Raw genomic sequence first — 12,023 nt, 5'->3', positions numbered from 1 at the left:
ATATTCATAGTTGACGGAAGTGCCGTTTGCTAACAACAGCTGTTTGAAGCGATCCGATAAATCATTGTTCCACTCCAATTCGCTGTGGTTCCTTCAAAGCTGCTATTTACAGCTGGGGTGTAGGTGGAAGAAACCTGTGATTGGCTGCTTCATTAAAGATACACTGAATTTTACGGCCATTCGGAACAGACAAAGTTCGACATGTTTTTCCATTTTCTTGTAGAAGCTTGCATGAGTAAAAGATTTGTCGTCAAAATGGAGAAAGAATCCTAGTACTTCGGTGAACTTTCATCAAAAAGGGGCTTTTGCGTCAGCCCCTTTTCGCTTGCGTTGATTTTATTTCCCCCACTCCTCCGGATTCTCCCGCCATTTTCGCAATGTCGCCAGATCGTGTTCGCTGACGGCGCCAAGGCGAACGGCCGTTTCGATGAGGGTGTTGTAGTCCGTAAGCGTGTAGGCAGGCAAATTCTCTTCGGCAAACGCCTGTTTCGCTTTTTCGAGCCCGTATGTGAAAATGGCGGCGACGCCCAGCACCTCGCAGCCCGCCTCTTTCAAGGCGCGGACGGCCGCAAGCGAGCTGCCGCCCGTCGAGATCAAGTCTTCGATAACGACCACGCGCTGGCCCGGTTCGGCTTGGCCTTCAATTTGTTTTCCTTTGCCGTGCGCTTTCGCCTGGCTGCGGACGTAGCACATCGGCAGCTCAAGCCGCTCGCTCACCCAGGCGGCGTGCGGGATGCCGGCGGTTGCGGTGCCGGCGATGAGGTCCGCTTTAGGGAAATGGGTGCGGATGAGTTCGGCGAGGCCGTCGGCGATCGTGCGGCGCACGTCGGGGTAAGCGAGCGTCAGGCGGTTGTCGCAATAAATCGGCGATTTCAAGCCCGAAGACCATGTAAACGGCTCGTTCGGCTGCAGGGCGACGGCCCCGATTTGAAGCAGTTTGGCGGCGATGTCGTGTTTCATTCTCTCTCTCCTCCGTTCCATTCGTGTTGCAGGCGGGCATACGCCCCGAGCGGATCGGCGGCGCGGGTGAGGCTGCGGCCGATGACGATGTAGTCAGAACCAAGCGCACGCGCTTTCCTTGGGGTGACGACGCGCACTTGGTCGTGCGCTGCCTCATCGGCAAAGCGGATGCCCGGGGTGACGGCGAGGAACGAGGCGCCGCACCGTTCTTTGATGAGCGGCGCTTCGTTCGCCGAGCAGACGACGCCGTCAAGGCCGCTTTCGTTCGCCAAGGCGGCGTAATGGGCGACTGTTTCCACAAGCGGGCGGGAAATCCACAGCTCCTCATGAAGCATTCGCTCGTCCGTGCTTGTCAGTTGGGTGACGGCGATGCAGCGCGGTCGGGCGGCGCCGCTTGGCGTGCCGGCGTCAAGCCCCTCGATCGCCGCTTCCATCATGCGCCGGCCGCCGGCGGCGTGGACGTTCACCAAATCGGCGCCGACACGGGCGAGCCCTTTCATCGCCTGTTTCACCGTATTTGGGATGTCGTGCAGTTTTAAGTCTAAAAAGACGGCATGTCCTTGTTCTTTGAGAAACGCGACGATGGCTGGACCTTCCTGATAGTACAGCTCCATGCCGACTTTGACGAACAGCGGCGTTCCGGCAAACGGCCGCAAAAACCGCTCCACCTCTTGTTTTGATGGGAAATCAAGCGCGACAATGAACGGCGTGTGCACCGGTCTTCCAGCTCCTTCCTATGCATTCGGAAATGTGGCCGATCCCGAGGTCGTCCAACAGCGCCGGCAGGTCGTTGATGATCGTCGGGCAGACGAACGGATCGACGAAGTTGGCTGTGCCGACCGCAACCGCGCTCGCGCCGGCGTAGAAAAACTCGAGCACGTCTTCCGCCGTTTGCACACCGCCCATGCCGATGATCGGAATCGACACCGCTTGGCTCACTTCATAAATCATGCGAATGGCGATTGGCTTGACCGCCGGGCCAGATAAGCCGCCGGTGCCGTTGGCCAAAACGGGCCGGCCTGTTTTCACGTCGATGCGCATGCCAACGAGCGTGTTGATCATCGTCAAGCCATCGGCGCCCGCTTGTTCAATGGCTTTCGCCATCGCGACGATGTCGGTGACGTTCGGAGACAGCTTCACGTAAACCGGCACGGCGGACACTTCTTTGACAAGCCGCGTCAGTTCCGCGGCCACGTCCGGCACGGTGCCGAACGCAATCCCGCCTTTTTTCACGTTTGGGCAGGAAATGTTGAGCTCTAACGCATGGACATTGGGCGCTTTGGAAATCGCTTCGGCTACCTCGACGTACTCTTCCACCGTCGAGCCAGCGATATTGGCGATGATCGGTACGTCAAACTGTTCAAGCCACGGCAGTTCTTCTTCGAGCACTTTGTCAAGGCCGGGGTTTTGCAGGCCGATGGCGTTTAACATCCCGCCCGGCGTTTCTGCCACCCTTGGTGTCGGGTTGCCAAAGCGCGGCTCTTTTGTCGTCGCCTTGATCATAATGGCGCCTAACACGCTTAAATCGTAAAACCGGGCGTACTCGCGGCCAAATCCAAAACAGCCGGACGCCGGCATGATCGGGTTTTTGAGCGAAAGACCCGGCAGTTCGACCGCAAGCCGGTTCATAGCACCACCTCCCCGGCCCGAAACACCGGGCCGTCGCTGCATACTTTTTTATACGCCGTCTCGCTCCCTGGCACATGGCAGACGCAGGCGAAACACGCCCCGACGCCGCAGCCCATCCGCTCCTCGAGCGACACGTACACCGGCCGGTTCGGAAACCGTTCCGCAAGCGCCCGAAGCATCGGCTTCGGACCGCAGGCGTACAAGACGTCAAACTCAAGCGAACGCGCTTCGATCACATCGGTGACGCGCCCGGCCGTTCCGTGCGAGCCGTCATCGGTCGCGACATGCGTCTCGCCGAACGCGGCAAATTCCTCTTCGTAAAAGACCGCCGCTTTCGTTTGAAACCCGAGCACGCTCACCACTTTGACGCCGCGCTTTGTGAGCTGTTTCGCCAGTTCATAGAGCGGCGGGACGCCGATGCCGCCGCCGACCAGCAGCGCGCGGCCGCCCGCCGGCGCGGCCTCGAGCGGAAAGCCGTTGCCGAGCGGGCCGAGCACATCGACCGCATCGCCCGGCTGTTTTTGCGCCAACAGCGCGGTGCCTTTTCCTTCCTGGCGGTAGATGATCGTGCACTGTCCGCGCTCCCGATCGATATGGCAAAGGCTGAGCGGGCGGCGCAAAAGCGGATCGGCCGTTGCCGCTACCTTCACATGGACGAACTGGCCCGGCTGTTTCATCTGTTGCACGAGGCGACCAGCAAGCGTCAATTCATACGTCCGCTCGGCGATCCGCCGCTGGCTTGCGACCGTCATTCGTTCGCGGCCGATCATGAGCGCACCAGCCCTTCCGTCATCGCTGTCGTTGAAAACGTCATCGATTCGAGCACTTGCAGCATCGCCCGGGCCGTATCGAGCGACGTCAAGCACGGGATGCCGTTTTCGACCGCTTCGCGGCGGATGCGGAAGCCGTCGCTTTCCGGCTGCTTCCCTTTCGTCAGCGTGTTGATGACGACTTGCGCCTTCCCTTGGCGGATGACATCCAAAATGTTCGGTGACGCCGAGTGGATTTTATTGACGACCGTCACCGGAATGCCGGCCGCTTTCAACGTTTCCGCCGTGCCGTTCGTCGCCAACAGCTGGTAGCCGATGTCGGCAAAGCGGCGCGCCAGCTCGACGGCTTCTTCTTTGTCTTTGTCGGCCACCGTCAACAACACCGCCCCATGCGGCTGGATCTGGATGCCGGAGGCGACGAGCCCCTTATAGAGCGCTTTTTCAAACGTCACGTCTTTGCCGATCACTTCGCCGGTCGATTTCATTTCCGGGCCGAGCGAAATGTCGACGTTGCGCAATTTCGCAAACGAGAACACCGGCACTTTCACGTACACGCCGGGGCGCACCGGGCAGACGCCCGTCTCATAACCCATGTCGGCGAGCTTCGCCCCTAAAATGGCTTTCGTGGCGAGATTCGCCATCGGCACGCCGGTGATTTTGCTTAAAAACGGCACCGTGCGGCTTGAGCGCGGGTTCACTTCCAAGACGTAGACGTCGCTGCCTGCGACGACGAACTGGATGTTCAACAGCCCGACAATATGCAGCCCGCGCGCCAGTTTCACCGTATAGTCGGTAATTTTTGCGATGACGTCATCGCTTAACGTTTGCGGCGGATAGACGGCGATCGAGTCGCCGGAATGGACGCCGGCCCGTTCGATATGTTCCATGATCCCCGGAATGACGACCGTCTCGCCGTCGGCGATGGCGTCGACTTCGACTTCCTTGCCGGTGATGTACCGGTCAACGAGCACCGGGTGCTGCAGATTGACGCGCACGGCATGTTCCATGTAATGAAGCAGCTCTTCGCGGTTGTAGACAATTTCCATCGCCCGGCCGCCGAGCACGTACGATGGGCGGACGAGCACCGGATAGCCGATTTCTTCGGCGATGGCAACCGCTTCTTCGACCGAAACAGCCGTTTTGCCGGCCGGTTTCGGAATGCCAAGCTCTGAGAGCGCCTGTTCAAATTTGTCGCGGTCTTCGGCACGGTCCAAATCTTCAAGCGTCGTCCCAAGCAAGCGGACGCCGCGCGCTTCGAGTTCCGCCGCCAAGTTGATGGCCGTCTGACCGCCAAATTGGACGATGACGCCGACCGGCTGTTCGAGGTCGATGACATGCATCACATCTTCAGCCGTCAACGGTTCGAAATACAGTTTGTCCGATGTGCTGAAATCGGTCGAGACCGTTTCCGGGTTGTTGTTGATGATGATCGCCTCGTAGCCGGCTTGTTTGATCGCAAAGACGCAATGGACGGTCGCGTAGTCAAACTCAATCCCTTGGCCGATGCGGATCGGGCCGGAACCAAGCACGATGACACTCGGTTTTTCCGTCACGATCGATTCATTTTCTTCCTCGTACGTGCTGTAGTAGTACGGCGTTTCCGACGTGAACTCGGCCGCGCACGTATCGACCATTTTGTACACCGGCACGATGCCTTCCTGGCGGCGCAGCGCGTAAACGTCGCGCTCCGTTTTGTTCCATAATGCCGCTATCGCCGCATCGGAGAAGCCGAGCCCCTTCGCTTTTTTTAACACGTCAAGGTCGTCCGGGTGGTTTTTCAAGACCGTTTCCATCTCAATAATGTTTTGAATCTTATGCAGGAAAAAGCGGTCAATTTGGCTCCATTCATGCAGCGTCTCCACTGTCACCCCGCGGCGGAGCGCCTCGGCGATGTAAAAGAGCCGTTCATCGCCCGCCTTGCGGATCCGTTTTTCCATCACGTCGTCGGCGGCCGTTTTCGCCTCGTTCAATTCCAGATGATGCACCCCGATCTCGAGCGAACGAACCGCTTTTAACAGCGATTCTTCAAACGTCCGGCCGATCGCCATCACTTCGCCGGTCGCTTTCATTTGCGTGCCAAGGCGGCGGTTCGCCGATTCAAATTTGTCAAACGGAAAGCGCGGAATTTTCGTGACGACATAATCGAGCGCCGGCTCGAAGCAGGCGTACGTTTTCCCGGTGACCGGGTTGATCATTTCATCAAGCGTCAACCCGACGGCGATTTTCGCCGCCAGTTTCGCGATCGGATACCCCGTTGCTTTGGACGCCAACGCCGACGAGCGGCTGACGCGCGGGTTCACTTCAATGACGTAATAGCGGAAGCTGTCCGGGTCAAGCGCCAGCTGGACGTTGCAGCCGCCTTCGATGCCAAGCGCGCGGATGATCTTAAGCGACGCGTTGCGGAGCAGCTGATACTCGCGGTCGCTTAACGTCTGGCTCGGGGCGACGACGATCGAATCACCCGTATGAATGCCGACCGGATCGATGTTTTCCATGTTGCAGACGACGATCGCGTTTTCGTTGGCGTCGCGCATCACTTCGTATTCGATTTCCTTGTAGCCGGCGATGCTCCGCTCGAGCAAGCATTGATGCACCGGGCTCATCTTCAAGCCAGTTGACACAATCTCGACAAGCTCTTCTTCGTTCGTGCAAATGCCCCCGCCCGTGCCGCCGAGCGTGAACGCCGGACGGACGATGACCGGATAGCCGATTTGTTCGACAAAGGCGTACGCTTCCTCCAAGCTGTGAATAATCGCGCTTTCCGGCACCGGCTCGCCAAGCTCGTTCATGAGGGCGCGGAACTGTTCGCGGTCTTCCGCTTTTTCGATTGCTTCAAGCTTCGTGCCGAGAATTTCGACGCCGCACTCCTCGAGCACCCCGGCTTTGGCCAGTTCCACCGCCAAGTTAAGGCCCGTTTGGCCGCCGAGCGTCGGCAAAATCGCGTCCGGCCGCTCTTTGCGGATGATGCGGGCGACAAAATCGAGCGTCAGCGGCTCCATATAGACTTTATCGGCGATTTCCGTATCGGTCATGATCGTCGCCGGGTTTGAGTTCACCAGAATGACTTTGTATCCTTCTTCTTTTAGGGCTAAGCACGCTTGCGTCCCTGCGTAGTCGAACTCGGCCGCCTGGCCGATGACGATCGGCCCCGAGCCGATGACTAAAATCGTTTCAATGTCGCGGCGTTTAGGCATGGATGACTTCTCCTTTCTTGTTGAACTGGCGGATGAGCGCCAAAAACTCGTCAAACAGCGAATTCGCATCTTCCGGCCCCGGCGACGCTTCCGGATGGTATTGCACCGTAAACGCCGGGAAATCGAGATGGCGGAGCCCTTCGACCGTGCCGTCGTTTAAGGCGACATGCGTCACTTCAAGACGCGTGCCGGCAAGCGATTCATGCGTGACCGTATAACCATGGTTTTGCGCCGTGATGGCGACTTTGTCGGTGCGCAAGTCTTTGACCGGATGGTTCGAGCCGCGATGGCCGAATTTCATCTTCTCCGTATTCGCCCCGCATGCCAAGGCGAACAGCTGATGGCCGAGGCAGATGCCAAAGAGCGGCGCTTTGCCCAAGATCCCGCGGATCATCTCGATCGCTTCCGGCACGTCTTTCGGGTCGCCCGGTCCATTGGAAAGCATGACCCCATCCGGATGCCAGCTCAATACGTCTTCCGCCGTCGCATTGTACGGCAACACGATGACATCGCAGTTTCGCTTGTTCAGTTCGCGCAAAATGCCGTGCTTCATCCCAAAGTCGATCAAGACGACGCGCTCGCCGCGCCCCGGGCTTGGGTAGGCGCTTTTTGTTGAGACGCGCCGCACTTGGTCGCGCGGCCACTCCATCGCCCGCAGCTTGGCTGCTGCTTCCGCCGGATGGACATCCAGCCCGCAAATCATTCCTTTCAGCGTTCCGTGCTGGCGGATGACCCGTGTCAGTTTGCGCGTGTCAATGCCCGCGAGTCCCGGAATGTCTTTTTCTTTTAAATACTCATCCAGCGTCAGTTCGCCGCGCCAGTTGGACGGCATGAGGCACGCTTCTTTGACGATGAATCCGTGCACGTACGGGCGGATCGCTTCAAAGTCGTCGCGGTTGATGCCGTAGTTGCCGATCAATGGATACGTCATCGTCACAATTTGCCCGCAATACGACGGGTCGGTCAAAATTTCTTGATACCCGGTCATGCCGGTGTTAAAGACGACTTCGCCGGTCGTCTCTTTCGTGCTGCCAAACGCTTCGCCGACAAAAAACGAACCGTCTTCCAAAATGAGCTGCCGTTTCATGTCATTCTCTTCCTTTCTTCCATACGAGTGTTCCGCCGACAAACGTCATCACCGGCCAGCCTTGGCATTTCCAGCCGGCAAACGGCGTATTTTTCCCTTTTGAGGCAAACGTCTCGAGATCAATCGCTTCTTCCGTTTCCAAATCGATGACCGCAATGTCCGCCGGCGCCCCGACGGCAAGCCGTCCGGCCTTAAGGCCAAAACATTGCGCCGGCTTGATCGTCAGCCAGTCGACAAGCTGCTTTAATGTAAACACGCCTGTTTTGACGAAATGGGTATATAAGAGCGGAAACGCCGTCTCGAGCCCGACGATGCCAAACGGCGCCGCCTCGATGCCTTTCGCTTTTTCCGCTGCTGTATGCGGCGCATGATCCGTAGCGATAAAATCGATCGTGCCATCGAGCAGGCCCTCAATGAGCGCCTCGCGGTCCGCGCGGCTGCGCAGTGGCGGGTTCATTTTGTAGTTTGCATCCAACCCTGGAATGTCTTCCTCGCACAAGAGCAAATGGTGCGGCGTCACTTCGGCCGTGACGCGGATGCCCGCCCGCTTCGCGTCGCGGACGGCGCGCACCGACTCTTTCGTGCTGATATGGCAGACGTGATAATGGCATCCGGCTGCCTCGGCAAGCAAGACGTCGCGGGCGATGTGCACCGCCTCGCAGACGGATGGAATGCCGGCGAGCCCATGCCGGCGGGCGAACTCGCCGTCATGCACCGCTCCGCCGTTTGTCAGCGTGTCGTCCTCGCAATGGGCAACGATCGCTATATCGAGCGCCGCCGCCTGTTTCATCGCTTCAAACATCATCCCGGCCGACTGGACGCCGACGCCGTCATCGGTAAAGGCGAACGCCCCTGCTTCTTTTAGCGCCGCAAAATCGGTCAGCTCCTCCCCTTTTTGCCCAATCGTGATCGCCGCGTACGGAAGCACGTTGACGCGCGCCGTTTCGCGGATGCGGGCTTGCAGCCATTCCATCTGCTCTTTCCGGTCCGGCACCGGATTTGTGTTCGGCATGGCGGCAACCGTCGTAAAACCGCCTTTCGCCGCGGCGAGCGTGCCCGTTTCAATCGTTTCTTTCGCCTCGCCGCCTGGTTCGCGCAAATGAACGTGCAAGTCAATCAAGCCGGGAGCGATGAGACGGCCGCCGACGTCGATCACGTCCTCCCCATCCGCTTCGAGCGGCTGTTCATACAGGATCGCCGCAATGGTTCCGTGTTCCATTTTGAGATGTGTCCGCACCAATTTCCCATCTTCATTGAACGACATGCCATTTTTCAGCCATACGTCCATGCTCCATTCTCCCTTCCATTGCCCGTTTTAAGACAGCCATCCGGACGTAGACGCCGTTTTCCATTTGTTTAAAAATGCGCGATGCCTTCGCTTCGACAAGTTCGCTGGCGATTTCGACCCCGCGGTTGACCGGCGCCGGGTGCAAGATGATGGCGCCCGATTTCATCCGCCGCGCCCGCTCAAGCGTCAGCCCGTACCGCGCATGGTACTCTTCTTTTGTCAGCCCCATCGTTTCCGCATGGCGTTCATGTTGGATGCGTAACAGCATTACGACATCGGCGCGGGCGATGGCCTCGTCGACTTCGACATACGTCCCGTACGGATTCGTTTCATCTTTCCACTCCGCCGGTCCGGAAAACAGGACGTTCGCGCCCAATCGTGTCAACACTTCCGCATTGGAGCGGGCGACGCGGCTATGACGGATGTCGCCGATGATCGCCACCGTCAAGCCAGTGAAGGCGCCAAACTCTTGGCGGATCGTCAATAAATCCAAGAGCGACTGGGTCGGATGGTGCCCGCAGCCGTCACCGGCGTTGATGATCGGAATGCCGACCGCATGGCGGAGCGCTTCGAAATACGCATCTTCGTGATGGCGGATGACAACCGCATCGACGCCGATCGCCTCAAGCGTCCGTACGGTATCGTACAGCGTCTCCCCTTTTTGCACGCTCGAGCGTTCCGGGTCAAATGGAATGACATGAAGCCCAAGCTTCCGTTCCGCCATCTCGAAGCTGCATTTCGTGCGCGTGCTCGGTTCGAAAAACAAGTTGGCGACGTACATCGGCGCGGCCGGGCGCCAAGCGCGGCCGCGGCGGAACGCTTCCGCTTCATCAAGCAGCCGGGTGATGTCGGAAAGCGGCAGTTCGCTCAATGTAAAAAGATGGGTCATTGGCCTCTCTCCCTTTCTTTTTTTTGCAAAAAAACACCTTGCCGGCTGGGCAAGGTGTGACGATCGGCGCATGGCAGAACCGGAGAAGGTGCACTCCGGCCCTGGATGCGCCTGTTTTCACACCTTTTTAAGCCTCACGGGACTTAATTAAAAGGTGTTTTGTATTCGATTTAGGCAACATCGCCGCTATCGTTTTCAGCTTCAAATAAGTTTTCCGCTTCTTGCGGACGCCCCGGCAGCACTAAGTTGAGCAGGACGCCGACAATGGCCGAGAGCGCCATCCCGGTGATTTGGAAGCTGTCGCTGATTTTCAGCACCGCTCCGCCGATGCCGATGACCAAGATGACCGAGGCGATGACTAAATTGCGCGTCTGGCCGAAATCGACGCGGCTGTCGATCAACATGCGCAGTCCGGACGAGGCGATGATGCCAAACAGCAAGATCGACACACCGCCCATGACCGGCGTCGGAATCGAGCTGATCAGCGCCGTGATTTTGCCGACGAAGCCGAAAGCGATCGCGATGACCGCCGCGCCGGCCAGCACGTAGACACTGTAGACGCGGGTGATCGCCAGCACACCGATGTTTTCCCCGTACGTCGTTTTCGGCGGACCGCCAAGCAAGGCGGAGATCATCGTCGCCGTTCCGTCCCCTAAAATCGAGCGGTGCAGCCCCGGTTTTTGAATGAGGTCGCGGCCGACGACTTTGCTTAACACAAGCTGGTGGCCGATATGCTCGGACAAGGTGACGATCGCCACCGGCACCATGAGCATGACGATCTCGGCAGTGATGCGCACCGGATAATCGGCAAACGGAATCAAGAAATCCGGCCATTCGAACCATTTCGCCGCCGCCACTTTCGACAAGTCAACCAGTCCGACAGCGAGGGCGTAAACGTAGCCGACAACGATGCCGACAAGCACCGGAATCAAGCTCAACATGCCGCGCGCAAGCACCGAGCAGACGATCGTGGCCGCGAGCGTCACAAGCGCCACCGAGAAATGAAGCAGGCTGTATTTGCCGTCCGGGCCGTTCATCGCCATCCCGACCGCCGTGCCGGCTAAGCCGAGACCGATGACGATGATGACCGGACCGACGACAACCGGCGGCAGCAGCTTCATCACCCAGCGGTAGCCGGCTTTTTTAATGATGAGGGCGACAACCCCGTACACCAATCCGGCGAGGAAGCTGCCAATCATCGCCGCTCCCGGGCCGCCGGCCGTTTTCGCCGCGATGATCGGCGCGATGTAGGCGAACGAGGAGCCAAGATACGCCGGCACCTGCCATTTCGTAATGAGCAAAAACGCCAATGTTCCAAGCCCGCTTGTCAGCAAGGCGATCGACGGATCCAACCCGACTAAGTACGGCACTAAAATCGTCGCCCCAAACATGGCGAACAAATGCTGCAAGCTTAACGTCACCCATTGCCCCACAGTCGGGCGGTCTTGAATATCCAACACCGGTTTGTTCATCTTTCGCCTCTCCTTTCGCCAAATGAGCGAAGTTCGTTTTTTAGTGTGCACAAAAACACCCTCTTTGCCCATGAAGGCGCAAAGAGGGTGCAGAAACGCCCGAAACGATTCCGCCCCTTTTGCAGCCTCACGGGACTGCGCTTAAAAGGGAGCTGTTTTATTTCTCATGAATCGACACTTGGTCAACGCCGTCCACTTCGGAAAGCTCGACGACAATCAGCTCCGAACGGGAGGTCGGCACGTTTTTGCCGACGAAATCAGCGCGGATCGGCAGTTCCCTGTGGCCGCGGTCGACAAGCACGGCGAGCTGGATGCGCGACGGGCGGCCCAAATCCATGACCGCATCCATCGCCGCCCGCACCGTCCGGCCGGTAAACAGCACATCATCGACTAAAATGACATTCCGCTCGCTCACCGGAAACGGCACATTCGTTCCTTTCACAAGCGGTTCATGGTCGTCCGTCTTCACGGTCAAATCGTCGCGGTACAAGGTGATGTCAAGCTCACCGACGGGAACGGACGCCCCTTCAATTTGCTCGATCCGCTCCGCCAAGCGGCGCGCCAAGTAAATGCCGCGCGTTTTAATTCCGACAAGCACGCAGCCGTCAATGCCTTTGTTTCGTTCGATGATTTCGTGGGCGATGCGCGTCAAAGCGCGGCGAATCGCCTGTTCGTCCATCACGACCGCCTTTTGCATTCCGTCCACCTCCTAACAGCGCATGCACGCCGCGGCC

General features: G+C 58.5%; 10 protein-coding genes. All 10 read right to left on the bottom strand.

The features are described 5' to 3' along the window. Positions 1-336: 336 nt before the first annotated feature. The 10 genes from pyrE to pyrR all read right to left on the bottom strand — a co-directional run bounded on the left by pyrE (position 337) and on the right by pyrR (position 11,986). On the bottom strand, positions 337-960 hold the full coding sequence (gene pyrE, locus QSJ10_RS05195; RefSeq protein WP_033016098.1) for an orotate phosphoribosyltransferase: 624 nt from the start codon (positions 958-960) through the stop codon (positions 337-339). Then, complete coding sequence (gene pyrF / locus QSJ10_RS05190; protein WP_033016099.1) at positions 957-1,676, bottom strand: orotidine-5'-phosphate decarboxylase; 720 nt, start codon at positions 1,674-1,676, stop codon at positions 957-959. The genes pyrE and pyrF overlap by 4 nt, the downstream gene beginning before the upstream one ends. Next, positions 1,648-2,589 carry a dihydroorotate dehydrogenase gene (locus tag QSJ10_RS05185; protein ID WP_033016100.1) on the bottom strand — a complete coding sequence of 314 codons (942 nt, stop codon included), beginning with the start codon at positions 2,587-2,589 and terminating at the stop codon, positions 1,648-1,650. The genes pyrF and QSJ10_RS05185 overlap by 29 nt, the downstream gene beginning before the upstream one ends. Next, a complete protein-coding gene (locus QSJ10_RS05180; RefSeq protein ID WP_049624358.1) occupies positions 2,586-3,359 on the bottom strand; it encodes a dihydroorotate dehydrogenase electron transfer subunit in 774 nt (257 codons plus the stop codon). The genes QSJ10_RS05185 and QSJ10_RS05180 overlap by 4 nt, the downstream gene beginning before the upstream one ends. Next, on the bottom strand, positions 3,356-6,553 hold the full coding sequence (gene carB, locus QSJ10_RS05175; protein ID WP_053532304.1) for a carbamoyl-phosphate synthase large subunit: 3,198 nt from the start codon (positions 6,551-6,553) through the stop codon (positions 3,356-3,358). Before carB ends, QSJ10_RS05180 begins: the two co-directional genes overlap by 4 nt. Then, on the bottom strand, positions 6,546-7,640 hold the full coding sequence (locus QSJ10_RS05170) for a carbamoyl phosphate synthase small subunit (protein ID WP_033016107.1): 1,095 nt from the start codon (positions 7,638-7,640) through the stop codon (positions 6,546-6,548). Before QSJ10_RS05170 ends, carB begins: the two co-directional genes overlap by 8 nt. A 1-nt stretch (position 7,641) precedes the next feature. Further along, positions 7,642-8,928, bottom strand: coding sequence for a dihydroorotase (pyrC, locus tag QSJ10_RS05165; RefSeq protein ID WP_033016125.1), 1,287 nt, complete (start codon positions 8,926-8,928; stop codon positions 7,642-7,644). Continuing rightward, complete coding sequence (locus QSJ10_RS05160; RefSeq protein ID WP_033016126.1) at positions 8,891-9,817, bottom strand: aspartate carbamoyltransferase catalytic subunit; 927 nt, start codon at positions 9,815-9,817, stop codon at positions 8,891-8,893. Before QSJ10_RS05160 ends, pyrC begins: the two co-directional genes overlap by 38 nt. Positions 9,818-9,987: 170 nt before the next feature. Further along, complete coding sequence (locus tag QSJ10_RS05155) at positions 9,988-11,289, bottom strand: solute carrier family 23 protein (RefSeq protein WP_033016127.1); 1,302 nt, start codon at positions 11,287-11,289, stop codon at positions 9,988-9,990. A 157-nt stretch (positions 11,290-11,446) separates the two neighbouring features. Beyond that, positions 11,447-11,986 carry a bifunctional pyr operon transcriptional regulator/uracil phosphoribosyltransferase PyrR gene (gene pyrR / locus QSJ10_RS05150; RefSeq protein ID WP_033016128.1) on the bottom strand — a complete coding sequence of 180 codons (540 nt, stop codon included), beginning with the start codon at positions 11,984-11,986 and terminating at the stop codon, positions 11,447-11,449. Between the last annotated feature and the right edge of the window lie 37 nt (positions 11,987-12,023).

The sequence above is a fragment of the Geobacillus stearothermophilus ATCC 12980 genome, assembly GCF_030369615.1.
Lineage (GTDB): Bacteria > Bacillota > Bacilli > Bacillales > Anoxybacillaceae > Geobacillus > Geobacillus stearothermophilus.
This window is presented reverse-complemented; position numbering and strand designations above follow the sequence as displayed.

Excerpts from the sequence above, each read along its gene's own strand:
- pyrE (WP_033016098.1), bottom strand. The coding sequence starts at position 960 with ATGAAACACGACATCGCCGCCAAACTGCTTCAAATCGGGGCCGTCGCC.
- QSJ10_RS05185 (WP_033016100.1), bottom strand. The coding sequence starts at position 2,589 with ATGAACCGGCTTGCGGTCGAACTGCCGGGTCTTTCGCTCAAAAACCCG.
- QSJ10_RS05180 (WP_049624358.1), bottom strand. The coding sequence starts at position 3,359 with ATGATCGGCCGCGAACGAATGACGGTCGCAAGCCAGCGGCGGATCGCC.
- carB (WP_053532304.1), bottom strand. The coding sequence starts at position 6,553 with ATGCCTAAACGCCGCGACATTGAAACGATTTTAGTCATCGGCTCGGGG.
- QSJ10_RS05170 (WP_033016107.1), bottom strand. The coding sequence starts at position 7,640 with ATGAAACGGCAGCTCATTTTGGAAGACGGTTCGTTTTTTGTCGGCGAA.
- pyrC (WP_033016125.1), bottom strand. The coding sequence starts at position 8,928 with ATGGACGTATGGCTGAAAAATGGCATGTCGTTCAATGAAGATGGGAAA.
- QSJ10_RS05160 (WP_033016126.1), bottom strand. The coding sequence starts at position 9,817 with ATGACCCATCTTTTTACATTGAGCGAACTGCCGCTTTCCGACATCACC.
- QSJ10_RS05155 (WP_033016127.1), bottom strand. The coding sequence starts at position 11,289 with ATGAACAAACCGGTGTTGGATATTCAAGACCGCCCGACTGTGGGGCAA.
- pyrR (WP_033016128.1), bottom strand. The coding sequence starts at position 11,986 with ATGCAAAAGGCGGTCGTGATGGACGAACAGGCGATTCGCCGCGCTTTG.